General features: G+C 42.4%; 23 protein-coding genes. 10 read left to right on the top strand and 13 right to left on the bottom strand.

The window, feature by feature from the left end; genetic code table 11:
- Positions 1 to 920 precede the first annotated feature (920 nt).
- The 3 genes from GQR42_RS27590 to GQR42_RS07935 form a co-directional block, all read right to left on the bottom strand.
- Positions 921 to 1,484, bottom strand: a complete 564-nt coding sequence (locus GQR42_RS27590; protein ID WP_199273338.1) for an IS630 family transposase — start codon at positions 1,482 to 1,484, stop codon at positions 921 to 923.
- Positions 1,485 to 1,496: 12 nt separating this feature from the next.
- Positions 1,497 to 1,898: a helix-turn-helix domain-containing protein gene (locus GQR42_RS27585; protein WP_199273289.1), complete on the bottom strand. Its 402-nt coding sequence runs from the start codon at positions 1,896 to 1,898 to the stop codon at positions 1,497 to 1,499.
- A gap of 217 nt (positions 1,899 to 2,115) precedes the next feature.
- The gene (locus tag GQR42_RS07935) at positions 2,116 to 2,265 is read right to left on the bottom strand and encodes a hypothetical protein (protein ID WP_233271450.1); all 150 of its coding nucleotides are present in this window, start codon (positions 2,263 to 2,265) and stop codon (positions 2,116 to 2,118) included.
- Positions 2,266 to 2,499: 234 nt separating this feature from the next.
- Between GQR42_RS07935 and GQR42_RS07930 the strand changes: the two genes are divergently transcribed.
- On the top strand, positions 2,500 to 3,615 hold the full coding sequence (locus GQR42_RS07930; RefSeq protein ID WP_158199544.1) for a universal stress protein: 1,116 nt from the start codon (positions 2,500 to 2,502) through the stop codon (positions 3,613 to 3,615).
- Here GQR42_RS07930 and GQR42_RS07925 read toward each other — a convergent pair.
- The gene (locus tag GQR42_RS07925) at positions 3,549 to 3,821 is read right to left on the bottom strand and encodes an isopentenyl pyrophosphate isomerase (protein ID WP_158199543.1); all 273 of its coding nucleotides are present in this window, start codon (positions 3,819 to 3,821) and stop codon (positions 3,549 to 3,551) included. The two genes, GQR42_RS07930 and GQR42_RS07925, sit on opposite strands and share 67 nt — an antisense overlap.
- Positions 3,822 to 3,918: 97 nt before the next feature.
- On the opposite strand from GQR42_RS07925, the gene psbM reads away from it, so the two are divergent.
- Positions 3,919 to 4,026, top strand: coding sequence for a photosystem II reaction center protein PsbM (gene psbM, locus GQR42_RS07920; RefSeq protein WP_002745897.1), 108 nt, complete (start codon positions 3,919 to 3,921; stop codon positions 4,024 to 4,026).
- A gap of 346 nt (positions 4,027 to 4,372) precedes the next feature.
- On the opposite strand, the gene GQR42_RS07915 is transcribed toward psbM, so the two are convergent.
- Positions 4,373 to 5,887, bottom strand: a complete 1,515-nt coding sequence (locus GQR42_RS07915) for a pentapeptide repeat-containing protein (RefSeq protein ID WP_158199542.1) — start codon at positions 5,885 to 5,887, stop codon at positions 4,373 to 4,375.
- A 270-nt stretch (positions 5,888 to 6,157) separates the two neighbouring features.
- Positions 6,158 to 7,399, bottom strand: coding sequence for a bifunctional ornithine acetyltransferase/N-acetylglutamate synthase (gene argJ, locus GQR42_RS07910; protein WP_158199541.1), 1,242 nt, complete (start codon positions 7,397 to 7,399; stop codon positions 6,158 to 6,160).
- Positions 7,400 to 7,761: 362 nt separating this feature from the next.
- On the opposite strand from argJ, the gene GQR42_RS07905 reads away from it, so the two are divergent.
- Positions 7,762 to 8,169, top strand: a complete 408-nt coding sequence (locus GQR42_RS07905) for a hypothetical protein (RefSeq protein ID WP_158199540.1) — start codon at positions 7,762 to 7,764, stop codon at positions 8,167 to 8,169.
- A gap of 12 nt (positions 8,170 to 8,181) precedes the next feature.
- On the opposite strand, the gene GQR42_RS07900 is transcribed toward GQR42_RS07905, so the two are convergent.
- The 4 genes from GQR42_RS07900 to petC all read right to left on the bottom strand — a co-directional run bounded on the left by GQR42_RS07900 (position 8,182) and on the right by petC (position 12,764).
- Positions 8,182 to 9,831 (bottom strand): ABC1 kinase family protein, encoded by a 1,650-nt coding sequence (locus tag GQR42_RS07900; protein WP_158199539.1) that lies wholly within the window; start codon positions 9,829 to 9,831, stop codon positions 8,182 to 8,184.
- A gap of 170 nt (positions 9,832 to 10,001) precedes the next feature.
- Positions 10,002 to 11,063, bottom strand: a complete 1,062-nt coding sequence (locus tag GQR42_RS07895; RefSeq protein ID WP_158199538.1) for a mannose-1-phosphate guanylyltransferase — start codon at positions 11,061 to 11,063, stop codon at positions 10,002 to 10,004.
- Positions 11,064 to 11,194: 131 nt separating this feature from the next.
- Entirely contained in the window at positions 11,195 to 12,181 is a 987-nt protein-coding gene (petA, locus tag GQR42_RS07890; RefSeq protein WP_158199537.1) for a cytochrome f, read from the bottom strand.
- Between the two features lie 43 nt (positions 12,182 to 12,224).
- Positions 12,225 to 12,764 (bottom strand): cytochrome b6-f complex iron-sulfur subunit, encoded by a 540-nt coding sequence (gene petC / locus GQR42_RS07885; RefSeq protein WP_002754686.1) that lies wholly within the window; start codon positions 12,762 to 12,764, stop codon positions 12,225 to 12,227.
- A 131-nt stretch (positions 12,765 to 12,895) separates the two neighbouring features.
- On the opposite strand from petC, the gene GQR42_RS07880 reads away from it, so the two are divergent.
- The 5 genes from GQR42_RS07880 to GQR42_RS07860 all read left to right on the top strand — a co-directional run bounded on the left by GQR42_RS07880 (position 12,896) and on the right by GQR42_RS07860 (position 17,969).
- Complete coding sequence (locus GQR42_RS07880; RefSeq protein WP_158199536.1) at positions 12,896 to 13,036, top strand: hypothetical protein; 141 nt, start codon at positions 12,896 to 12,898, stop codon at positions 13,034 to 13,036.
- Positions 13,037 to 13,173: 137 nt separating this feature from the next.
- The gene (locus GQR42_RS07875; protein WP_158199535.1) at positions 13,174 to 16,482 is read left to right on the top strand and encodes an HsdM family class I SAM-dependent methyltransferase; all 3,309 of its coding nucleotides are present in this window, start codon (positions 13,174 to 13,176) and stop codon (positions 16,480 to 16,482) included.
- A 4-nt stretch (positions 16,483 to 16,486) separates the two neighbouring features.
- Positions 16,487 to 17,182 (top strand): hypothetical protein, encoded by a 696-nt coding sequence (locus GQR42_RS07870; protein ID WP_158199534.1) that lies wholly within the window; start codon positions 16,487 to 16,489, stop codon positions 17,180 to 17,182.
- 301 nt (positions 17,183 to 17,483) lie between these two features.
- Positions 17,484 to 17,774, top strand: a complete 291-nt coding sequence (locus GQR42_RS07865) for a nucleotidyltransferase family protein (protein ID WP_158202426.1) — start codon at positions 17,484 to 17,486, stop codon at positions 17,772 to 17,774.
- A gap of 30 nt (positions 17,775 to 17,804) precedes the next feature.
- The gene (locus GQR42_RS07860; RefSeq protein ID WP_158199533.1) at positions 17,805 to 17,969 is read left to right on the top strand and encodes a hypothetical protein; all 165 of its coding nucleotides are present in this window, start codon (positions 17,805 to 17,807) and stop codon (positions 17,967 to 17,969) included.
- A gap of 63 nt (positions 17,970 to 18,032) precedes the next feature.
- Here the strand turns inward: GQR42_RS07860 and GQR42_RS07855 are convergent, their stop codons facing one another.
- Genes GQR42_RS07855 through polA form a run of 3 tightly spaced genes read right to left on the bottom strand, consistent with a single transcriptional unit; the run spans position 18,033 to position 21,438 of the window.
- A complete protein-coding gene (locus GQR42_RS07855; protein WP_158199532.1) occupies positions 18,033 to 18,281 on the bottom strand; it encodes a heavy-metal-associated domain-containing protein in 249 nt (82 codons plus the stop codon).
- 36 nt (positions 18,282 to 18,317) lie between these two features.
- Positions 18,318 to 18,563: a hypothetical protein gene (locus GQR42_RS07850; RefSeq protein ID WP_002736270.1), complete on the bottom strand. Its 246-nt coding sequence runs from the start codon at positions 18,561 to 18,563 to the stop codon at positions 18,318 to 18,320.
- Positions 18,564 to 18,567: 4 nt separating this feature from the next.
- The gene (gene polA, locus GQR42_RS07845; RefSeq protein ID WP_158199531.1) at positions 18,568 to 21,438 is read right to left on the bottom strand and encodes a DNA polymerase I; all 2,871 of its coding nucleotides are present in this window, start codon (positions 21,436 to 21,438) and stop codon (positions 18,568 to 18,570) included.
- Positions 21,439 to 21,642: 204 nt separating this feature from the next.
- Between polA and GQR42_RS07840 the strand changes: the two genes are divergently transcribed.
- On the top strand, positions 21,643 to 22,569 hold the full coding sequence (locus GQR42_RS07840; protein ID WP_158199530.1) for a UDP-glucuronic acid decarboxylase family protein: 927 nt from the start codon (positions 21,643 to 21,645) through the stop codon (positions 22,567 to 22,569).
- 46 nt (positions 22,570 to 22,615) lie between these two features.
- The gene (locus GQR42_RS07835; protein WP_158199529.1) at positions 22,616 to 23,998 is read left to right on the top strand and encodes a UDP-glucose dehydrogenase family protein; all 1,383 of its coding nucleotides are present in this window, start codon (positions 22,616 to 22,618) and stop codon (positions 23,996 to 23,998) included.
- Positions 23,999 to 24,134: the final 136 nt, after the last annotated feature.

Raw genomic sequence — 24,134 nt, 5'->3', positions numbered from 1 at the left:
GGTCGATTCATTACTTTTGAAAATAATCACCGAGCAATTATGTCCGTTCAACCGCTAAATCCTAGGAACAGGGGTCAATCATTTCAGAAGACCAAACACCTAGGGATTTATCTTGATCTGTGAGTAGTCAATGTTTTTCGATCTTTGTTTTTTTGATTTGAGATTTCTGTATCCTCTGATACATTTGATTTTAAAATAACAATAGTAAAGAGGTTATCAGTTATCAGTTATCAGTTATCAGTTATCAGTTATCAGATGTGAGTTTTCAGTTCACTGTTTACTGTTTACTGATCACTGAAAATACTCCCCTCTCCCCCCCCTCTCCCCTCTCCCCTCTGGTAATGATTTGGTAGTAGTGCCGTAGCCCTGTTGCTTATCCAGTATGAAGTGTGTAAAATATTTAGGTCTTGCTGAATAAATCTAAAAACCTTGTTGGATAGGACTTTTAGACTTTTTTACCCTCAAAAAGTGCCAGCCATTGCGGGGATCGGGGGGAAAATTCAGGGACTTTTTCTCTGAAAATTAGGTAATTGACCAGATGAAAATTGGTAAAACCCTACACCCTACACCCCACACCCCACACCCTACCCCCACGAGAAACTTTTTCAGCAGCCCCTATTTAGGTCTTGCTGAATAATGGTAAAACCCTTTTAAAATAAGGCTTTTGACCTGCTAAAATCCGATGTTCATGCTGCGAAAATAGGATTAAGACCTTCAAAAACCTTGTATTATCCTTCTTTAAGTACACAAACTGGTACAAAAAAAAGAGGACAACAAAGCCTGAAACTCCTGACGACCGACGACCGACGACCGGCTACTGACTCCTAACCCCACCAACAAACTTTTTCAGCAGCCCCTATTTATTAATAAAAATAATTGGACTATAGCGGGTTTCAGTTGAATGAGGTACAAAGGGATGACTAGGCAGGCTCTTGATTAGGCTCTTTAAAAGGGGTATCGCAATAACAACAATGGGTAAACCAATGATGAATGTCTTTCAACGTAATCTGACTAAAGGCTTGAATGATCGCTTTTTCTAGATCGGCATAGGTACGAGGTGAGATTGAACGAATCAGTGTTTTTACCTTCGACCAACAATTTTCAATCGGAGAAAAATCGGGAGAATAGGGAGGTAAAAACTCTAGTCTAGCTCCGACTTCTTTGAGCATTGGTTCGAGCGTTTCTTTTCGATGAATCGAAGCATTATCCATTAATACACAGGCTCCTTCCCATAAGTTCGGAATCAATAAGGTAGCTATAAATGCTTCAAATATTAAACCATTTGCCGCTCCAAGTACATTAAGAAAAGCGACCAAGCCTCTGAGTGCTATCGCTCCGATTATCGTCACGTTTTTCCCTCGGTTTAACGGAACCGAACCATACACTCTCCGTCCTTCTTCCGCTCTCCCATAAAGTCTTGTCATCCCTAGATTAGAGCCGGACTCGTCAACGAAAACCAGGTCTTCCGCTTTAACATCTCGGATTCTCTCCCAATACTACTCTCTTAATTTTCGCACTCTTTCCGTGTCTCGTTCCCTAGGGTGTAGGCTTTTTTTTCGGGTTAGGTTTAGCCGTTTTAAAATTCGACTAATCGTTGAGTTACTGACTACCGCCTGTGTTTTTTCCTCGAGTTGTTTTCTTAACTCGTCTAAGGTGGCATCGTTCTTTTCTTGGACTAAATCGCCTAGCAAGATAATTTGGTCGCCAGTAAGCTTAAGTTTTTGTCCTCCACCATGTGGTCGAGGATTTAGATCGCCGGTTTCACGCCACTGCTTGATTAGTTTTTGGATAAAGCTTAAAGCTACTCTAAATCTTTTGGCTAATTCCCGTTGTGAGAGATTATTCTCCTCGTAGGTCTCGATGATCTTTTTTCGTAAGTCTACAGAATAGGGCTTCATAAGGTTGTGGCTCCTGCGTAGGTCTATAATTTATTGTTCTCATCTATTGTACCTCATGCAATCGCATACCGCTATAAGTAGGTGGGTGGAATTAAATATAAGATGAACGTAGGTTGGGCTTCGGCCGTGAGCTTTTGCCGAACGGTTGAAGCATGAAACCCAACGCCCGATTATGTTACGAAGTGCGCTAACCCATCCTACAAATAATTGTGCCTCCCTACTTAAGCTGTTCGGCTTGATTATTAGTAAAAGGAACATCCTGACAATCCAGAAAGCGTAAGACATCTTGGGCATAATCTCTCAATCTCAGTAACAGCTTATGTCCTACTCGACGTTTCTTTCTCAGTCCCGATGAAAAAATTTTCACCACCACAGATGAAAGAGGTTTCCTTCCCCACACCCCACACCCGTTCGGACCTCGGCGTGAGACTTCGGCGTGAGCTTTTGTCGAACGCTCGGTCGAACGCTGATCTCACGGCCGAAGCCCAGACCCTACACCCTCTTTCAAGTCACAGGGGTGAAGGATTGATGATACTCAATCCCCCCGGCTACGATTGAATCATCTTAATCTGTAAGGGAAGTTGCCAAAAAGGAGACGATTGTGCGACGGGGAAGACATAAAATTTTTATCGGGATGGCTCCGGGAGTCGGGAAAACCTACAAGATGCTGGAGGAGGGGCATAGTCTCAGAAAGCAGGGAACCGACGTGGTGATTGGACTGCTCGAAACCCACGGCAGAAAAGAGACCGCCGAAAAAGCCGAGGGATTGGAAATCGTACCGAGAAAAATCCTAGAGAAAGAGGGATTCACTCTCTCGGAAATGGATACGGAAGCGATTATCGCTCGCTCACCGCAGCTGTGTCTGATCGATGAATTGGCTCACACGAACGCACCCGGTTCGGAGCGAGAGAAACGCTTTCAGGACGTGGAGATAATTTTATCCCGGGGAATCGATGTTTACTCGACCGTGAATATCCAGCATATCGAGAGTTTAAACGATCTGGTCGCCCGAATCACTGGGGTGGTGGTGCGGGAGCGAATACCCGATCGAATTTTGGAGGAAGCTGATGAAGTGATTGTGGTAGATGTTACCGCTGAAACCCTAGAGGAAAGATTATTAGCGGGAAAAATCTACGCTCCCGAAAAGATCCAACCATCTTTAAATAATTTCTTTCAACGGCGTAATTTAATCGCCCTCCGGGAACTGGCCTTGCGCGAAGTGGCCGATACGGTAGAAGAAGAAGCGAGTAATTCAACATTTATCGGTCAATCCTGTCCCGTTCACGAACGGGTATTAGTCTGTATTTCCACCTATCCCAACTCTTTACGATTATTGCGTCGAGGAGCGCGGATAGCGGGGTATATGAACGCGGAATTTTTTGTGATTTTCGTCGATAACCCCGATCGCTTTCTCACCAAAGAGGAGGCGTTACATATCGAAACCTGCGAACGTTTATGTCGGGAATTCGAGGGGAAATTCTTACGGGTTAAAAGCTATCAGGTGGCCGAAGCGATCGCTGAAGTGGCCGAGCGGGAACGGATCACCCAGATCGTGATCGGGGAGAGCCTTCAATCGCGCTGGAAGCATTTAATCAAAGGTTCTTTCACCCAAAAACTCATGCGCCTGATCTGGCAGAAAAATATCGATCTTCACATCATCGCCACCGATCCAAAAGTACCAATTAAAAACGCGCTGGCCAAGGGGACGAAAAGATAACCACCAAGGCCCCCACTTCCCCACTTCCCCACTTCCCCACTTCCCCACTTCCCCACCTCCCAATTCATAATTCCCAACTCCCCCACTCCCCCACTCCCCCACTTCCCCACGTCCCCACTTCCCCACGTCCCCACTCCCCCACTTCCCCACTTCCCCACGTCCCCACTTCCCAACTCCCCCACTTCCCCACTTCCCCACTTCCCCACTTCCCACTTCCCCTCTCAAATCAGCAACGCCCTCTGGGATGATATTCTAGGAGTTAATCTTTAATCTAAATCCGTTGTCACTTAAGGGGGTTAACTCATGCAGGTAAATAATCTCGGCTTTATCGCTAGTATCCTATTCGTCCTAGTCCCCACCGTTTTCCTCTTGATTCTGTTTATCCAAACCAGAGAGGAAACCGAGGGTTAAATTCCTTCCCTATCCCTATTTTTCCTAAAAACCCCGGTGATTTCTTGAAGTCATGCGGGGTTTTTTTCGCTTCAATTAGGGGAAAATGCTAGTTTCGTCACCTGATCCTCAATCGCCAAAAGTTAAAGTATTTAGGGCTGGCTGAATAAATGTGAAATGTAGGTAAGGTAAGGGTTTTGTGGCTTTTCTCGCCAAACAGGTGCAAGATTTTGAGAGAATCGTGCTTCCAAACCTTGCGTTTTCATCGGCCTGCGTCCTGTAGGGGCGAAGCATTCGGGCAATAACCTATCGGTGAAACCGGAGATTTTCTATCCGAATGCTTCGCCCGTACTTTTTGCCGCAGACCCTATTTAGTAGTACAATCGATCGGATTTGGCGGATCTGAGTTTTTGTCCCTTTTGAGTTTGTCGATTTCTCGTTGATTGGCTTCCCGGTCCGCAGCCACCCATAATTGTTTATCTTCATCCCACTTGGATTCCGTGTGTATTGCTCTTTCCCAAAAGCAGGCCGATTTAATTTGTTCTGGATTAAGACCCACGGCTCCGTCGAGGTTGGCTCCGTCGAGGTTGGCTCCGTTGAGGTAGGCTGCTCCGAGGTTAGCTCCCCCGAGGTAGGCTCCGTTGAGGTTGGCTCGGTTGAGGTCGGCTCCGTTGAGGTTGGCTCCGATGAGGTCGGCTCTGTCGAGGATGGCTCCGTTGAGGTTGGCTCGGTTGAGGTAGGCTCCGTTGAGGTTGGCTCCGATGAGGTCGGCTCTGTGGAGGATGGCTCCGTTGAGGTTGGCTCGGTTGAGGTAGGCTCGGTTGAGGTAGGCTTCGTTGAGGTAGGCTTCGTTGAGGTCGGCTCGGTTGAGGTTGGCTCCGATGAGGTTGGCTTCGTTGAGGTTGGCTCCGATGAGGTTGGCTTCGTTGAGGTCGGCTCCGTTGAGGTTGGCTCCTTCGAGGTCGGCTAGTCGGAGGTTGGCTCCGATGAGGTTGGCTCCGATGAGGTTGGCTCCGATGAGGTTGGCTCGGTTGAGGTTGGCTCCGTTGAGGTAGGCTTTCCTCAAATTTGTCCCACTTAAATCAAGAATTTTAATTTTATTAGGGTCAGTTGTTTCAGCCAAATTATCCCCGGCTTGGTCATTCTCAACTTTACGCCGCCCGATTACCGTTAAAGCGGCCTGAACTGGAATACTCACGGAAGGGAGCTTTTCTAGGGCCTTCTGTCTTTCCTCTGGCTTCAGTTGTTCAATATTCGAGGGAATGGGGGAATTTTTACGAATGTAGGAAGTCAGCACTTCCATAATTGTCCATTGATCCTTGGGAGAATCTTTAGCAATTCGCTCTAGGGAATAAATGCCGCCAATTACCACTTCCTCTTTATTATTACCGATTTGTTCGACAGCTTTCGAGAAGCGCTCGGTAATAAGACGTTGCTGAGTCAGTTGCATTTCCGCTTGAGAATTGAAATAATTGACAATAAGCCCAATTCCTGCCAAAAGGGTAGCAATTAATCCCAGGGCAGAAATAATCGTTTTGACCACATCAATGGCAAAGGTGCGGCTGTCTTTGTCTTCACGGGCAAAAAGTCCAGGTATTTGCTGAAATAGCCAGAAGGGAAAGATTAGCAGTTTCCAAGCAACTCTGACAAGAGACTGGAGCGATAGCAACAATCTTTTAATTAGCCTTTTTCCCCGGCGATAGGGCATCTTTAGATTCCAAGCAAGAATCGCTCTGGGATGTTGGCTAAAATATTCTTTCGCTTGCTGCCAGTCATCTATCTCATTGCCTTCTTTACCCGATGCCAGCCGTTTTTGATAAAACTCGTAAGCCTTGATCTGGTGCAATTCTAAAGGAATTCGTGGTGATTTTTTCGGAACCATGCAGCGTTTTCCCCGCCAATAGATGGATTTTGCCAAGGGACTGAGGAACTGACAAAACTGTTTTCGAGGTTGGTTGAAAAGAAGTAAAATCCAACCATTAAAGTTTGTCTGTTAATCGGGTAATCGGCTCTCTTGGCTGCTGTGTGATCAACAGGATCGATCATCGAGGTTGTCGGCATAGACTAGATCCTAACGTCAACCGTTGATCAAGCTGTTGGGCTACAATCCAGCAAGGACAAGAGAGCCTGTTTACAGAACCGATCGATCGCTTTAAGTGGTGTACTCAGCGTTAATTTTGACGTAATCGTAACTAAGATCGCAACCCCAGGCCGTACCTGTTCCCGAACCGTTACCGATACAGATAGACATTAAAACGGTATCTTCTCGTAAATAAGCCCCGTTTGCTGCCGCTTTCAGGTAATTACTGGCACTAGCTCGATCGAACGCCAGAGGTTGACCATTTTCCATCATCACGAAGTCGCCTAACTTGATTTGTAGGTCTTCTTGATGGAAGACAACCCCGGACCGGCCCGCGGCCGCCGCAATTCGTCCCCAGTTGGGATCTCGACCGAAAACCGCCGATTTTACTAGGGAAGAACCGGCAATGGTGCGAGCAATCTGACGAGCGGACTGATCATCAGCCGCCCCCGAAACCCGCACTTCTATTAAACAGGTGGCTCCTTCCCCATCCCGGGCGATCGCTTTGGCCAAGTATTGACAAACTTCCGTTAACATGGCCTCTAACTTTTGGGCATCCCGGCCCATTTCGGTGATCGCCGTGGTGCGCGATTGACCGTTAGCCAAGGCGATCAGACTGTCATTGGTACTGGTGTCCCCATCCACCGTGATCTGATTAAAACTTTTATTGGCCGCCCGACTTAACATATTTTGCCAGAGAACCGTCGATACTGCGGCATCACAGGTAATAAAAGAGAGCATCGTCGCCATATTCGGGTGAATCATCCCCGATCCCTTGGCAATTCCCCCAATTGTGACCGGACGACCATCGATGGTGGTTTGCAAGGCGATCGATTTGGGGACTAGATCCGTGGTCATAATCGCCCGGGCCGTGCTTTCGCCGCCATTTTCCGACAATAAACCCGCTAAGGTCGGTAAAGCGGCGGTTAACGCATCCATGCGAATCCGCTGTCCGATCACTCCCGTAGAAGCCAGCAAAATTGCATCGGCGGGAATCCCTAAAACTTGGCTCAAGGCGGCGGCACTATCGAGAGCGTCTTGCCATCCGGCTTCCCCCGTGGCGGCGTTTGCTTGGCCAGCATTACACAAAATCGCCCGGGCGCTGGCTTTAGTTTGTAGGCGTTGACGGCAATAATCGACGCAAGCGGCGCGCACTTGACTGGTGGTAAAGACTCCGGCGGCGATCGCTTCTGTTTCCGAGACAATTAGGGCTAAATCGGGCAAACCGGACGGTTTGAGCAACGCAGCCATCCCTGCGGATTTAAATCCTTTTGGGGCGGTGATTCCCCCCTCTATTTCCTGCCAATCGGCCATTTTCTCCCGTCTCCTACTTAAATTCGACGATCGATTATAGCAAGTAAAAAACACCTCTTGTAAAAATCAAAAATCTTCGGTTAGGTGAGGAGTCAGTAGTCAGTAGTCAGTAGTCAGGAGAATTAAGAATGAATAATTCACAGATTCTAGGCAATTTAATCCTTATTTTTGCCGTTTTTGAATCCTCAAAAATTAATTATGCAAGAGGTCTAAAGTCAAAAAGTAGCAAGGGGTTTAACCGTTGCGGGTTGGGGAGAAGGGAGAGGGGAGAGGGAAAAAAAGCCGACGGCTGATAATTCCTTGCTGCAAATTAGCCTAAAATAGGATTAACTTAATTGACCAAAATTTTGGGGCGATAGTTTATGGAACGCGGGTTATTGTGGACACCTTTATTAATTCTATTTATTTGGTTGGCTTGGAGTGGTTGGAATGAATACCAAAAAGTGGAAATCTATCGAGAATGGGCGGAAAACTTCGAGCGAGCTAAGTATGATATATATTCTGTCTTAGGTCAAAAAGATAAAATTATCACTTGGGGAAAGCCAACTCGTAAGGGAGTAATTAATTTACAAACTTTTTCCCTAGAGGAGGTCAAAGAAATCCGTCTGTTGGTTAATAATCAAGTGGTGGATTTAGATACTCTTCCCCCGCAAGGTTCCCCTTTCCTGGAATTTATTTTTAAGGAGCGATCACCTGAAAAAATTCCCTTTACTGAAGTTGAATTGGCTAGTCAGTGGGCGAAATTTTTACAACAACAAATTTTAATTTAATTGCGATAATTTCTAGCGCAATCTTCCTGATCGCAGGATACCGACAACTAACCATAAACCGATTAAACTAGCTGCAGCAAATAATACGGTACTAATAATAGTTAATTGCCGAGATTGGGTGCTGGCCGTAACAATAGCAGCCCCGATAATTAAGGAACCAATAATCACACTAAAAGCTAGTCGATTGGCGGAATTATCTAAACTGCGACGGAGATTATCTAATTCACGAATTTTCAGATTAACATTTAAAGTTTCTGAGGTTAAACTATCTAGTAAAACTTCGATTTGACGGGGAGATTTCAGGGAAAAAGATTTCAAGTCTAAAACTGTTCTTAGGGCAGTTTGTAGGGGAGTGCTACCGATTAACTGTTGTTCAAGAATATTAGTTAATAGCGGTTTGACTTCTTCTAGGATATTAATATCAGGATTAAATTTTCGGGCAGTTCCTTCTAGATTAGCGAGACTTTTGGCGAATAAACCTAAATTACCCGGCAGTTTAATTCTATTGCGACGGGCAATTTGCAAAAGTTCATAAACCACCTCACTAAAGTTAATTTGATTTAAATTGAGGTTATAATATTTTCGCAGCATCCGCTCATAATCCACCTCTAATTGTACTAAAGTAATCGGGACTACTGACTCGGACAGTTTAATAGTTAGTTGACTGCATCTTTTCGCATCTAAGTCAACAATTGCTAATAACAATTCTGTTAAAATTTGTTGAGTTTGCGGGTCTAATCTGCCCACCATACCACAGTCAATTAAAGCTACTCTACCATCGTCAAGATAGAAGATATTACCCGGGTGAGGATCGGCATGAAAGAAGCCATCAATATAAATTTGTTGAAAAAATGACCGAAACAAAATCCTAGTTATTTCGCTTTTTCTTTGGGAAATTGTTTGCTCGGTTGCTGGTCTAGAAACATCGGCCTCTAAAATTTGTTTTCCTTCTAACCATTCTAACACTAATAGCCTGGAATTAGTTAAGTGCCAATAAATTTTAGGAATAACTAACTGTTTGGGTTCTGACCAACGACTCTGGGTTAAATTATAGCGTAATTGGTCAGTATAATGACCTTCTTGGGTGAAATCTAATTCCGCATTGACTGCTTTAATAAACTCCTCTGCTAAGTTAACAACGTCATAACTTTGACCAAATTCTGTCAGGGCAATTAAATCAGCAATTCCCTTAATTAAAGCACTATCTTGGGCGACAATTTTTTCAATCCCCGGACGCAAGACTTTAATCGCTACTTCCTCCCCAGATAATAAAGTTGCCCGATGAATTTGCCCGATCGATCCTGCGGCGATCGGTTGGGTATTAATATACTTAAATACCTGTTTGATCGGTTTGGCTAACTGTTCGGTGATGACTATTTCTATATCCTTCCAAGCAACGGGAGGAACTTGCGCTTGTAGGGCAGTTAAAGCCTCGATATAATTAGCAGGTAGCAGATCGGGACGGGTACTAAGTAACTGTCCCAATTTGACATAAAAAGGCCCCAATTCCACGAGGATTTTTTTGAGAACTTCTGGGGTGGGAATCTGGGGATTTTCTGCTTTTCCTAGGGTTAAAACCCCGCGCATATAGTCCCAACCGTTGCCGAGAACTATCTCAAGGATTTCTTTTTGTCTTTGACTGGTTTGCGGGAGTGAGAACACGGTATTATCAGTTATCAGTGATCAGTTATCAGTTATCAGTGGGTAAGTTATCAGTTATCAGTGGGTAAGTTATCAGATTTGAGTTTTAAGTGAGCAGTATTAAATCAAAGTTTCCTACTGTCTTTTCACTGATGACTGGTTACTGAAAAAGCTAGCAACTAATATCGATCCTATAACAATTTCTCTAATTTAGGATCGGTTTGTAATTGCTTGAGAACTTGTTTAATATCTTGGGTACGATCTTTGTGGACAACGAGAGTCGCTTTCCCGTCGCGAACAATTACCAGATCTTTTAAACCAATAGTAACGATCACTTCCTCCTGATCACTAGCATAGATAATAGAGCCTTCCGTATCCAAACCGACATGATTGGCCAGTTCAATATTTTTGCCCTTTGCTTCTAATAATCTTTCCAGAGAATTCCAATCTCCCAGATCATCCCAACCGAAATTAGCGGGTAAAACGTAAGCGAGTTGGGTTTTTTCCATCAAAGCATAATCAATACTTTTTTTCTCTAAATCCTCATAGGCAGCGATGCCCCGATCGCTCAGAGGTTGTAAAATATTATTAGCGTGGGTTTTTAGCTCCTCTAAAACCACTTGTCCCTGAAAGATAAACATTCCGCTATTCCAGCTAAAAAGTCCCGTTTCTAGGAATTTTTCAGCCGTGGTGCGATCGGGTTTTTCCGTAAAACGACTCACTTTATAGACGGGTAAACCATTAAATTCGCCTTGATTTTCTCCCTGTTCGATATAACCGTAACCAGTGGAGGGATAATCGGGTTTAATCCCCAAAGTAACGATCGCTTTTTGGCTGACGGCCACTTCTACGGCCGCTTTTAAAGTGTTAATATAAGCCTCTTGATCACCAATATAATGATCGGCAGGAAAAAAACCGATCGCCACTTCTTTACCATAACGTTTTGCCACTTCTAAGGTGGCCCAAGTCACAGCCGGGGCCGTATCCTTGCCCACTGGTTCCACTAATAGGTTACTCTCCGGTAAATCAGGCAGTTGTTCGCGGACACCATCAGCGATCGCACTAGCGGTAATTACCCAGAGATTTTCCCAACCGGCCCCTAAAGATAACAGACGATCGGCCGTTGCTTGTAAAAGACTGCGACCACTACCATCAAGACAGAGAAACTGTTTCGGACGCGCTAGACGACTGAGGGGCCAAAAACGTTCCCCTTTACCACCGGCGAGAATGACTGGAACAAGCGACTGATTCATAAAAATTGACACTTATCGGTTAAGTTGAACCGATTGTATCAGACGGCTGCGAGCGGTGAGCGTTTTCCTGACCCAAAGCTAAAAAGCGGGCAAATAACCCGCTTTTTAGCAAAAATAACCGAAATATGCGATTAGAAATTCATTTCGGCCGCTTGTACTCGTTCCACTTGTTTTTTCTTAATAACTAAGAGGATTTGACATAGCATAATACCACCGAGGAATAAAACTAATCCTTTGATCCGGCCGGGATTTTGCAGGACAACTTCCGTCTCTTTTTGACCAAAACCGCCGACATTGGGGTTACTGGTTAAAAATTGTCCCACTTCGATCGCTTGACCTTCCGAGACGATTAACTCAGGCCCTGGGGGAATATTTTCCACCACGGGGCCCGCTTCGGAAGTGATGGTCACTTCATAACCACCGGCTTCGGTTTTGCTGATCTGGCTAATTGTACCTGCGGTAGAAGCTTTGAAGGCGTTATTATTGCTGGGTTCACCGGTGGGGTACAGTTGACCGCGACCGCGATTGGCCCCTAAATGTACAGCATATTTACCGAAGTGAATACTCTTATCTTGGCTAGGATCGGGGGCCAGGACGGGGAAAACGATTTCTTTGTATTGATCCCCGGGTAAGGGACCGACGATAACCACGTTATCTTGACCTTCTTTGTAGGATTGGAAATAGACTCCACCGAGTTTTTCCTGCATTTCTTCGGGAATGCGATCGGGGGGCGCGATTTTAAAACCATCTGGTAGCATTAAGACTGCACCCACGTTTAAACCCCCTTTCGATCCGTCTCCTAACACCTGTTGACTAGCGGGATCGTAGGGGATTTTTACCACTGCTTCAAAGACGCTATCGGGTAGTACCGAGTGGGGGATTTCAATTTCGGCGGGTTTTTGGGCTAAATGGCAGTTCGCGCAGACAATCCGACCGGTCGCTTCTCTGGGGGTTTCCGGGGCGGTTTGTTGCGCCCAAAAAGGATATGCTTGGGCAGATTGGGGGTTAATGACATCGCTGGTTAGGAGTAGGGAAACGGTAGCGATCGCCACGAGGACAGCTTTCACTAGGGCCTGTCTGTGGACTTGCGGGAAGCTTAAAAAGTTGAATGTTCTCATCTCTATCGGTTGAAAATTCCAAAATCTCGTCACATTGAATAATCTAGGACCACCAGGGTTCTTCACCGGTGCGGAAGTCGGTTTCCGTCCAAGTGGAGAAGACGACTTTATCATTATCGGTGACGTTGGCATGGGCGAGGGCTAAGGATAGAGGCGCTGGACCGCGAACTACTTTTCCTTCGGCATTGTACTGGGAACCGTGGCAAGGACACATGAATTTTTCTTCGCTGGCGTTCCAAGGCACCACACAACCTAAGTGGGTACAGACGGCGTTAATTCCGTAGTTGGCTAGGGTTTTGTCTTCCTGGACGACTAAATAGGTGGGGTCGCCTTTTAAACCTTGGGCTAAGGTGCGATCGCCAGCGTTATGGCCGGCCAGAAATTGACTGACAATCACATCATTGCCGAGAGCATCTTTAGCGGTGACACCGCCACCCGTACCACCGGCCGAGGGGGGAATAAAATACTTAACAATCGGATACAAAGCCCCCGCTGCTACTCCGGTAATTGTACCAAAGGTCAACAGGTTCATAAATTGACGACGACCCAAATCGGGAACATCTGTACCGGAAACTTGACTCATTGCTCCTTATCTCCAAATGTAAATTTTTGTAAACTAATTCTCATCTAAGGGCGATTTTGTGCATCTCGATCAAGACGAAAACCCAGAGCTTAAAGAAGGTTTACAAGGGCTGTATTAGATTATTACAGATATTGAGTCACGGACAATTGCCACGGCAAAGCTGCGCCAAAGGCGAACGGCAAAGCCGCGCCAAAGGCGAACGGCAAAGCCGCGCCAAAGGCGAACGCTGTTTTCTCGCTTTCAGTGCTAGAGGCAAATTATTAAAAAATTGACATAATGGCGGCTTGTCTATTTACTTGACAGTTACGCTTCCTATCAGTCATACTATTAAAAATAGTTCAAAAAAACCAAAGATTAGGTTGTGTGACTCTAACCAACACAATCAACTATTACCGGTGATTTACTCAAGATGATGACAGCTACTTCTGCTTATGAATTGTTAGAATCTGCTTATAATGAACTCGATTTTAGTCAAGGCGACTTAGTGAGTTCAAAAGTGTCATTGTCAGAAATAACTTTAGAAGAGTGGATAGAAAAAGGAGATTGGTTGGAATTAGCCAAGCAAGTTGAAGCAGAAAAAGTTTTTTTTGTTAATAATAATCCTGTGATTATTTTTGCTAAATGCGATACTCAAGAAGATGAAAAAGTACGGCAAATCTTTAATAAAATATGGTGTATGGCTAGACCAAGTTACCTATTTTTAGCGAAAGAAGGTGAACTAGCTATTTACGATCTAACCAAACCACCTGCCAGAAATATAGAAGATTGGAAGAAAAATAATAGACCGTTAGAAGTTGCCCAAAACATACTTGAAGTAACTTCAAAACTTTATCAATACAGACGGGAACAAATTGAATCAGGGAAGCTTTTTGAGGATGAGCGTTTTGAAACATCTAATCAACGTGCTGATCAATCACTGATCAAAGATTTAAAAACAGTTCGTTTAGCCTTAATTCGTGGAGGATTAAGCGAAAATAAACGTAAATATGCTCATGCTTTAATTGGTAGATCAATTTTTATTCGCTATTTGGAAGATAGAGGAATTTTAACTCAAGAGTATTTTGAAGCAATAGCACAAAACAATGCAACATGGAAAGCCTTACTTAATGCTCCTGATGATCAGTTAAATATGGAAACTGAAGCTAAACAACATTATATCAAAATATTAAGTGATAAAAGTTTTACCTATGCTTTATTTAATCGGTTGAGTCAAGATTTTAACGGAGATATGTTCCCTTCTGATGAACAAGAAGCGGAATCTGTTGAGCAACAGCATTTATCTCTCTTACAAGAATTTTTACAGGGAAATATTGATCAACAAAAAAAATTATTTTTCTGGGCTTATAAATTTGATATAATTCCTATTTCTTTAATTAGTAGTATTTATGAAGAATTTTATCATGAGTCAAATACAGAAAATATTGATAATGGGACGCATTATACACCGAGTTCATTAGTAGAATTTGTCTTGTCTAAAGTTTTAACGTCAGATTGTTTGACAACTCATCCCCGTATTCTTGATCCTTGTTGTGGTTCAGGAATCTTTTTAGTGGAAGCATTTCGGAGAATTGTGAGACATCGAGTCTATCAAAATCAGCGACAGCGATTAAGTTGGCAAGAGTTAAGAGAAATCTTAAAAAATCAGATAGCTGGCATAGAAATTAATTCAGAAGCTATCAGAATTACTGCATTTAGTCTATATCTTGCTTTATTAAATTATCAAGAGCCTCCAGACATTTTATTACAAATTAAACAAGGTCAAAAATTACCCTTTTTAATTTATCAACCGAATGGGTTATCTGAGGATAATCACTTTAATAATTTAGTCTGCGATAATGCTTTTCAAGAATTTTCTAACTCAGAAGATGTGATATTATCTAGAAATTTTAGCAGTCAATGTGCTGATGTTGTTGTCGGTAATCCTCCTTGGGGATCTCCTAAAACGACCGATAGAAAAAGCACACAGGAATTAAATATCGCTTTACAATGGTGTCAAGAACGTGATTATCCAGTTGGAGATAAAGAACGTTCTCAAGCGTTTATCTGGAGAGTATTTGATTTTTTAAAAGATAATGGATGGTCAGCATTAGTGGTATCAACAGGTATTTTCTTTAAGACCCATGATAAAAGCAAAGAATTTAGACAAAAATGGTTAAACAGTGTCTTATTAAAAGAAGTTGTCAATTTTGCTCATGTTCGTGATATTTTCTTTAAATCTGGTAATAAAAACCAATCTAGTGCTTCAATTTCTCCTTTTGCTTCAATTATTTTTCAGAAAGTCAATCAGACAGAGTTAACCTTAAAAGATCAAGTTGTCACTTATTGGTCTGCTAAAAAAACAGCTATGATTAAAAATGTGCAAGCTGTTATTTTGAGTGTTATGGATCGTCGTGGTATCAGACAAAGTGAACTATTTTATAATGATTCTTTATGGAAAATTTATTATTGGGGAAATCATCAAGATGCTGGTTTAATTCAAGGTATAACTTTAGCTCCAGCATTAAAAGAATTACATGATCCTAACAATAGTGGTCAAGGGTTTACAACTGGAAGTGCTTATTCAGCACCACAATGGCTATCTAAATATCAAAATCTACCGATTCCCAAATTTCAACGTTATTCTTCTATTCAAAAAGACTGGTTTACATCATCTCCCAAAAAAGTGCATCGTATAGCGAATGAATCTTTATTCTATGGTGAAAGATTATTGATTAAACATGGCATTAGTCAAGCATCTAGAAAAAAAGGAGAAATTATTGCTCGATTAGAATCAGAAAACTTCAGTTTTACAAATTCAGTAAATTGTATCAAGTTACATGATGCTGAAGAATGGAAATATAAAATTATATTAGGAACTTTATGGTCTTCATTATCTCGTTATTACTTTTTTCTGACTTCTAGCAAATGGGGAATATGGCATGATGGAATTTATAAGGATGAATATTTAAGTTTGCCGATTATTTTTCCAAAGGATCAAGGTATTCGGGAAAAAGTTATCAATATTGTTGAGCAATTACAGAATTGGAATCCTATAAAGTATAGTGTGAAACATCCTGAAGGAAAAACTCCAGAACAAATAAAAGCAGAACTCACTGAATTAGAATATCAATTAGATGAGGCAATATTTGATGTCTATGATCTCACCATTGCTGAACGGGATCTCATTCGTGATATGTGTGATGTAGGGATAGAGTTTTACTATAATCATATCAACAGTAAAGCAGTAAAACCTGTTGAAAGCTATCCTCAACAAAATCAAGGACTTCTCAACGATATTAATAAAAACCGTCAAACTCAAAAAGGATTAGAAGGTTATTTACAAGCCTTTTTAGATATTTGGAATCGAGAATTAGAACCTGATGGTGAATTCAGTTGGCAGATTATTCGTCCTCAATTTCAGGGGTTAGAAAATCCTATGTTAGCCGTTATTTTCTCTACACAAGAGTATGGAGAAAAACCTCAACCTGTCTCCCAATCAGATCAAAAACAATGGATAGAAATTATTGATCAATTAGCAAGACAAGAAAACGGTTTATTAGTTCCCTATAATAGCCATCAAATTTATCTTGATGGTTTAGTTCGTTCGGTTTCTGATACAGAAATCATTATTATTAAGCGCAATGAACGAAGATTCTGGACTCGTAGCATGGCGCGTGAGGATGCGGAGGCAACAATGCTTCAAATTATTAACTTACAAGAATCTCAAGAAATGAGCTAAACTTATGACAAAACCAAGTTTATTAAAAAAAGATATATGGGGTAATCATGAAAAGAGAGTTTTGGAGCTTTTTAGTCGTGCTTTAAAATTACTTCAAGAAAGCACAGATTTGCCGGATAAAGAAGATGATTTAAGTCGTCAGCTTTTTATGTTAGTTCGTAGGCTAAATTGTCAGAATGATAAACAAGGGCTTTCCTGTTCTCCCATATATCAAGGTCAAAATCAGCCTGTTAGTGATGATGCAAGTCGATCTAGACGAGAAGACAAAAAACCTGATTTTCAGTGGGAAATGCGGGATTCACATGAGATAAATCCTGAGAGGATGTCTAGGTACTATACTTTAGAAGCTAAACGATTAGGTTCTCCTTCGTCAAAATTTCAAAAAGATTATGTTTTAAAAGGCATACAAAGATTTATTTTAGCTGAATGGGGTTATGGAAAATCTGTCAGTTCGGGAGCAATGATTGGTTATATTCAAAATATGGAATTAAAAGAAATTTTAAATGAAGTTAATAAGCATTGTTCACAACTAACCATTATAGATTTAACTTTATCGCCGGAAGGATGGCAAAATGATGTGAGTCGTCTTGACCATCAACTAGAACGTCCTGAGGTGCCACCTAGTCCATTTAATTTAAGACATCTATGGGTAGATTTACGAAGTAAAAAAACTGATAACAATGACGATACCTCGTCATAAAAATTCATTCAAATTCTCCATTAAGCGCTCATGAATCTCATCACCCCAAAACCGAACTAAGGAGAAACCTAGACGATTGACCCATAAAAACGCATCCTCAGCATCATAACCTGCTAATTCTCACTGATTCTGACTCATTCAAATCATCAATCTCCCTTTTAAGTCAACTATTAGAAATTGCTAAAATAGGAGTAGAAAAAGCAATAGAAACCGATGAAGAAACTGCAACTGCTTGGATAAACCAACAACTAGAAAGCTTGCAAGTCAAACTAATTTGATGAACACAAAAATAAATCTACCAATGGAGCAAATTAAAGCATTTTGTAAAAAGTGGCAAGTCACCGAATTGGCATTATTTGGTTCAGTTTTACGCGAAGATTTCCGTCCAGATAGTGATATTGATATTTTAATTACCTTTTCCCCAACTGCTAAACGAGGTTTAACCGAAACCCTACAAATGCGCGATGAACTGCAAGCAATTTTCAATCGAAAAGTAGATTTAATTGTGAAAGCAGCGCTCAAACGGAGTGATAACTGGCTAAGATCTAAAAACATTTTGGAATCAGCACAGATTATCTATGCCTCATTGTAAATTCTATCAGGCGTATTTTGCGCTATACTGATGGAAAAATCAATTAACAGAACTTTTAAAAGCGATCGCACCTTTGCTCTAAGAGTGCTTTTAAAGCAAAAATCCAAACAACTATTAGAAATAGAAACCGATGAAGAAACGGCAACCGCTTGGATAAACCAACAACTAGAAAGCTTGGGAGTCAAACTAATCTGATCAACACAAACATAGAACTACCCTGGATTTTTACCAGAGGTCTATTTTTAACGGGGGAGGATGTCAACTCTCACTTCCAGACTCAACCGTATGGCCGACTTCGCTGATCCATTGGGCAATTTCTGCGGGGGATGCGGTGGTTTCTACCGTGACGATTTTATTGGCTACATCCACCGATATTTGGGCTGCTGGTTGCTGATTGTTAATCGCTTTAGTAATGGTATTAGCGCAACCTTCACAGGCAATACTAGGCACTTTTAGGGTAATTGTCATTGTTGTCACTCCAGTAACTTTATAGCTAAAAACTAGCATAAATTGTCAGGGGTAGCTGATTTTTTAAGAGTTTATTTACCATTTCAGCACTGCCGCTTCGATCCCCTGTTCCCGACGCAGTTTACTATCTTTTTCTAGCCATTGGATGACCTGTTTATGGGTTAGTTCTTCTAGGGTTACTCCCGTATCTTCGGCGATTATTTTTAGTAAGCGTAGGGAAGAAATCGTTAAACGAGTCAGGAATTTTTCGGGAGAAGTCAACAGGGCAGCGTCTACATCTGCGGATTCTTCTGGGGTTAAAAATTGTCTGTTTTCGATCATAGTTTTATTTGGTTTCCATCCAATTGTCACCAGCTTTTATTTCTACCAAGAGAGGGATTGTCAAGGAGACAGCTTCTTCCATAGTCGTCTTGATTTTTGACTCTAGGGATGGCCATTCTTCTCTCGGTACTTCCAAGACTAATTCATCATGGACTTGCAGCAGTAATCTCGCTCGATAATTTTGCAGTACCTCGGCCAATTTTACCATCGCTACTTTAATAATATCAGCACTGGAACCCTGAATGGGCGCATTAGCAGCCGATCTTAATAATTGTGCCTCCTCGTTGTTGAGTTTGAGGCTATCTAAATCGATGTCATGTAAGGACAGTCCCCGCAGTCTTTTTAAGAGGGGATTATCAAAGTTAAAATAACGTCTTCTACCCAAAATTGTTTCTACATATCCCTGAGCGATCGCTTGTTTTTTGCTATTCTCTAAATACTCAAATACTTGGGCATAACGTTGATGATATTTTTCAATAAATTTTCTGCCTTGTTCTACGGTTAGTTTCGATTCACGGGCGAATTTTTGCGCTCCCATGCCATAAATAACCCCGAAGTTAATGGTTTTTCCTAAACTGCGTTCTTCTGGCGTAATTTCTCTTTTATCAAAGAGCAATTGAGCGGTGACTTTATGAACATCTTGATTACTACGATACGCTTCTAATAAAACTGGTTCTTGACTGAGATGAGCAAGAATTCTTAACTCGATTTGTGAGTAGTCCGCTGACACTAATAAGTAACCATCTTCGGGAATAAAAGCTTGACGAATTCGTCGGGAAAATTCACTGCGAATGGGGATATTTTGTAGGTTAGGATTGGAGGATGATAAGCGTCCAGTGCTGGTGATGGTTTGATTAAAATCTGTATGCACTCGTGCGGTTTTTGGTTCGGCTAATTTCGGTAAAGCATCCACATAGGTGGATTTTAATTTGGATAAGGTGCGATGTTCAAGGATATAATCAACTAAGGGATGATCGCCTTGTAGTTTCTCTAAAACACTTTGATCGGTAGAGTAACCTGTTTTAGTTTTTCTGGATTTTTTGCGATTGAGTGCTAATCGCTCAAAGAGGATTTCACTTAACTGTTTAGGAGAGCTAAGATTAAAAGTTTCTCCGATAGATTCATAAGCATTTTTTTCTATGTCTGCTAAGTCTCTTTCTAGTTGCTGGGACAAGTTTTTTAGATAATTGACATTAATTTTTATACCATAATTTTCCATCTGCCACAGCACCATGACTAAGGGAGATTCCACCTCTGAGAATAATTGATATAAAGAGGGAATTTTAGTTAATTCTGCCTGTAATTTTTCTCGAAGTAAATAGGTAGCGTAGGCATCTAATCCGCAGTAGTTGGCAGTGGAGGGAATATCTAAATCAGCGATGGTTTTTCCCCCAGGAATACCGAGACTTTTATAACTAAGGGAAGTGATACCGTCTAAATAGCGATCGCATAAATCTTCGAGATTATGAGTTAGTTCGGGATGGAGGACATAACTAGCCACCATAGTATCAAAAACTAGACCTTTAACGGTAATTCCTTGATGATAAAAAACATCAATATCAAATTTCGCATTCTGGAAGACTTTCGGATAATTATCACCCGCTAAAATTGGGCGTAATTTTTCTAGGACTATTTCTAGATTTAAATTATCGCCTGTACTGTGACCGATAGGAATATAGGCCAGAGCATTTAATTCTTTTCCCCAACAGCAACCGATGCCGACTAATTTGGCTACACGAGGATTTAAATCTGTGGTTTCAGTGTCCCAAGCGACGGGAAAATGTGGATTAGTGAAGGTTGTTAATTTGGCCAGTAAAGCATCTAACTTAGGAATAGTATCAATAATGTCGGGAGTAATTAGAACCGATGGAGAAATAGGGGGTAAATCAAACAGAGACAATTGATTAGAATCAGCATCGCTAGTTAATTCTAGGGTAGGAGTGCCACCTAGATGCTGTTGAATTTGATCGAGTTTCTGGAGAATTTTCTTTAACTCCAATCTTGCCAATAAAGGTTTAACTAAACGCCGATCAAAACCTCGGAGACGAAATTTATCCTCTTCGAGGCTAACGGGGGCATCAAGGGCAATTTTAGCTAAATAGCGAGAACTTTCGGCGGCGGTTTTGCCCTCTAATAATTTAGTTTTTACCATTCCCTTGATCGATTCCAGATTGGTATAGATATCCTCTAAGTTATCGTATTTTTTTAATAAATCTATCGCTGTTTTTTCGCCAATTCCGCGCACTCCCGGTATATTATCAGACTTGTCACCGCAAAGAGCTTTAAAATCTACTACCTGTTTTGGTGTCACCCCTAACTTTTCCGTGACAGCTTGGGAATTAAATTCTGTATAACCCTGTCCCGATGTACTTTTGACTGCATTAATATCCAGATAGAGAACCGTGGTTTTTTTCTCCTCATCTACCAATTGAAATAAATCTCGATCGCCTGTTAAAATCTTGACTGTATAACCATTATCACCAGCTTGTTTTGCCAAAGTTCCTAAAACATCATCTGCTTCGTAACCCGGAGAAGTAACAATAGGAATATTCATCGCTGCCAAGAGACTTTGCAGATTAGTTAAATCGGGGCGAAATTCTTCGGGAGTTTCTTGCCGATTAGCCTTATAATTGACATCAGCTTCGTGGCGAAAAGAAGGGACTGCTAAATCAAAAGCGACTGCCAAATAAGTGGGTTTTTGAGTTTCAAGTAACTGCATCAGAGAGTTTAAAAACCCAAAACAAACACTGGTGGGAATGCCAGTAGAAGTACGCAGAGGGCCAGAACGAGACTTAGCAAAGGCATAATAGGCACGAAAAGCCAAAGAATGCCCATCGATCAGGATAAATAGCTTATTTTGCTCGCCACTGTTCATAATCTAGTCTCAAATTTGCGTGTTATTTCCATTTTAAGGATTGCCGAGCCATTATTCAGCTATTAGCCTTGAATCGGCGATCGCTGATAACTGATAACTGATCACTGATCACTGATACTTAACACCCCGTCAAAAAAAATATTTGCCAAAAAACCAGCGTAAGGGTATTTTAAGAATAATTTTATATGTGTACTTTGCGATTACATGAGAATCCTAGTTACAGGTGGTGCGGGTTTTATCGGTTCCCATCTAATCGATCGCTTGATGGAACAGGGTCAAGAAGTGATCTGTCTGGATAACTTCTACACGGGGACGCGCCGAAATATCGTTAAATGGCTAGGAAATCCTTATTTTGAGCTAATTCGTCACGATATCACCGAGCCGATCCGTTTAGAAGTCGATCAGATTTATCACCTGGCCTGTCCTGCTTCCCCAATCCACTATCAATACAACCCCGTAAAAACGATTAAAACCAATGTTTTAGGGACTATGTATATGCTGGGCCTAGCTAAAAGGGTAAAAGCGCGATTTTTGCTCGCTTCTACCTCAGAAGTCTATGGCGATCCCGATGTGCATCCGCAAACGGAAGAATATCGAGGCAATGTCAACTGCATCGGACCACGTTCCTGTTATGACGAAGGTAAACGGGTGGCGGAAACCCTGGCTTTTGAGTATTATCGGGAGCATAAGGTCGATATCCGGGTGGCCCGGATTTTCAACACCTACGGCCCGCGAATGCTGGAAAACGATGGTCGAGTGGTGAGTAATTTAGTGGTGCAAGCTTTGCGCGGTGAACCTCTGACGGTTTATGGTCAAGGTTCGCAAACCCGCAGTTTTTGCTATGTTTCTGACCTGGTGGAAGGGTTAATGCGTTTGATGAATGGGGATTTTATCGGGCCAGTTAATTTAGGCAATCCCGACGAATACACAATTCTGGAATTAGCGCAAGTGATCCAAGGCATGATTAATCCCGAGGCCGAATTGGTCTATAAACCGCTGCCGGAAGATGATCCCAAGCAACGACAACCGGATATCACTCGTGCTAAAACCTATCTGGATTGGAGTCCCACTATTCCTCTAACTCAGGGTTTAAAAATGACGATCGAGGATTTCCGTTCTCGTCTCAGCTAATCCCTAATCAATGAATTTTAACTGAATTGTCACTGGAGTAATTATCATGCGTGTTTGTGTTATCGGAACCGGTTATGTGGGTTTAGTCACTGGGGTTTGCCTAGCACATATCGGCCATCATGTCATCTGTATTGACAACAATGAAGAAAAAGTCAAATTGATGAAATCGGGACAATCCCCCATCTATGAACCGGGGTTATCAGAATTAATGCAGTCTTCGGCAGCCTCCGGCAATCTGGAATTTTCCACGGATCTAGAAGCGGGAGTTAAACACGGCGAAATCCTCTTTATCGCTGTTGGTACACCCGCACTACCCACGGGGGAAAGTGACACCCGTTATGTGGAAGCGGTGGCCCGGGGTATTGGGGCCCATCTCAACGGTGGTTATAAAGTAATCGTCAATAAGTCTACTGTTCCCATCGGTTCTGGGGATTGGGTACGGATGATCGTCCTCGATGGCGTGGCCGAGAGACAGAAAAATCTCGTGGCCGCTGGTGGCATTAGTACATTAGAACGTATTGAAGCGGAATTCGATGTGGTCAGCAATCCCGAATTTTTACGGGAAGGTTCGGCAGTTTATGATACTTTTAACCCCGATCGCATTGTTTTAGGCAGTAATAACCCGAAAGCCATTGAAATGATGAAGGAATTGTACGCGCCTTTGGTTGAACGCCAATTCGCTGACGATCCCTCCTTGCCTCCCGTTCCCGTGGTGGTTACGGATCTCAGTTCGGCGGAAATGATTAAATACGCCGCTAATGCCTTCCTAGCCACCAAAATTAGCTTTATTAACGAAGTAGCTAACATCTGCGATCGCGTGGGGGCCGATGTCACCCAAGTGGCTAAAGGTATCGGTTTAGATTCCCGTATCGGCAGCAAGTTCCTCTCGGCCGGAATCGGTTGGGGAGGTTCCTGTTTCCCTAAAGATGTGTCAGCTTTGGTACATACCGCAGAAGACTACGGTTACGAAACGGAATTACTTAACGCCGCCATCAATGTTAACAAACGTCAACGGACAATCGCCATCGAAAAACTGCAACAGGAATTAAAAATCCTCAAGGGTAAAACCGTCGGTTTGTTGGGATTAACTTTTAAACCCGATACCGATGATATGCGCGATGCTCCAGCTTTAACCATGATTGAACAGTTAAATCGTTTAGGTGCTAAGGTAAAAGCTTATGATCCGATCGTTTCCCAAAGTGGTTTAAGTCACGGTCTCAGTGGTGTGATTATCGAATCGGATCCGGAAAGATTGGCCGATGGTTGTGACGCTTTGGTGGTGGTGACGGAATGGCAAGAATTCCTCCGTCTTGACTACGGCAAAATGGCTAAAACCATGCGCGAACCCGTGTTGATTGATGGTCGCAATTTCCTCGATCCTGCTGTGGTGACAGCAGCCGGTTTCCGTTACCTCGGGATTGGACGTTAATCCCAGAAATCCACCTTTTCACCAGGACTGACGCGGGTGGGGAAGGAGCAAAAAGCACCAACCCTTACCCCTGCTCCTAGGGACGAAAATTGCCCGATTATGCCGGCTGAAAAACAAAAAATTCCGAGCTGACCAT

The organism is Microcystis aeruginosa FD4 (assembly GCF_009792235.1).
In the GTDB taxonomy this organism is placed as follows: Bacteria; Cyanobacteriota; Cyanobacteriia; order Cyanobacteriales; family Microcystaceae; genus Microcystis; species Microcystis viridis.
Note: the sequence above shows the minus strand (reverse complement) of the source record. Positions and strands in the feature narration are given on the sequence as shown.

Excerpts from the sequence above, each read along its gene's own strand:
- GQR42_RS27585 (WP_199273289.1), bottom strand. The coding sequence starts at position 1,898 with ATGAAGCCCTATTCTGTAGACTTACGAAAAAAGATCATCGAGACCTAC.
- psbM (WP_002745897.1), top strand. The coding sequence starts at position 3,919 with ATGCAGGTAAATAATCTCGGCTTTATCGCTAGTATCCTATTCGTCCTA.
- GQR42_RS07915 (WP_158199542.1), bottom strand. The coding sequence starts at position 5,887 with ATGGTTCCGAAAAAATCACCACGAATTCCTTTAGAATTGCACCAGATC.
- argJ (WP_158199541.1), bottom strand. The coding sequence starts at position 7,399 with ATGGCCGATTGGCAGGAAATAGAGGGGGGAATCACCGCCCCAAAAGGA.
- GQR42_RS07905 (WP_158199540.1), top strand. The coding sequence starts at position 7,762 with ATGGAACGCGGGTTATTGTGGACACCTTTATTAATTCTATTTATTTGG.
- GQR42_RS07895 (WP_158199538.1), bottom strand. The coding sequence starts at position 11,063 with ATGAATCAGTCGCTTGTTCCAGTCATTCTCGCCGGTGGTAAAGGGGAA.
- petA (WP_158199537.1), bottom strand. The coding sequence starts at position 12,181 with ATGAGAACATTCAACTTTTTAAGCTTCCCGCAAGTCCACAGACAGGCC.
- petC (WP_002754686.1), bottom strand. The coding sequence starts at position 12,764 with ATGAGTCAAGTTTCCGGTACAGATGTTCCCGATTTGGGTCGTCGTCAA.
- GQR42_RS07875 (WP_158199535.1), top strand. The coding sequence starts at position 13,174 with ATGATGACAGCTACTTCTGCTTATGAATTGTTAGAATCTGCTTATAAT.
- GQR42_RS07870 (WP_158199534.1), top strand. The coding sequence starts at position 16,487 with ATGACAAAACCAAGTTTATTAAAAAAAGATATATGGGGTAATCATGAA.
- GQR42_RS07865 (WP_158202426.1), top strand. The coding sequence starts at position 17,484 with ATGGAGCAAATTAAAGCATTTTGTAAAAAGTGGCAAGTCACCGAATTG.
- GQR42_RS07860 (WP_158199533.1), top strand. The coding sequence starts at position 17,805 with ATGGAAAAATCAATTAACAGAACTTTTAAAAGCGATCGCACCTTTGCT.
- GQR42_RS07855 (WP_158199532.1), bottom strand. The coding sequence starts at position 18,281 with ATGCTAGTTTTTAGCTATAAAGTTACTGGAGTGACAACAATGACAATT.
- GQR42_RS07850 (WP_002736270.1), bottom strand. The coding sequence starts at position 18,563 with ATGATCGAAAACAGACAATTTTTAACCCCAGAAGAATCCGCAGATGTA.
- polA (WP_158199531.1), bottom strand. The coding sequence starts at position 21,438 with ATGAACAGTGGCGAGCAAAATAAGCTATTTATCCTGATCGATGGGCAT.
- GQR42_RS07840 (WP_158199530.1), top strand. The coding sequence starts at position 21,643 with ATGAGAATCCTAGTTACAGGTGGTGCGGGTTTTATCGGTTCCCATCTA.
- GQR42_RS07835 (WP_158199529.1), top strand. The coding sequence starts at position 22,616 with ATGCGTGTTTGTGTTATCGGAACCGGTTATGTGGGTTTAGTCACTGGG.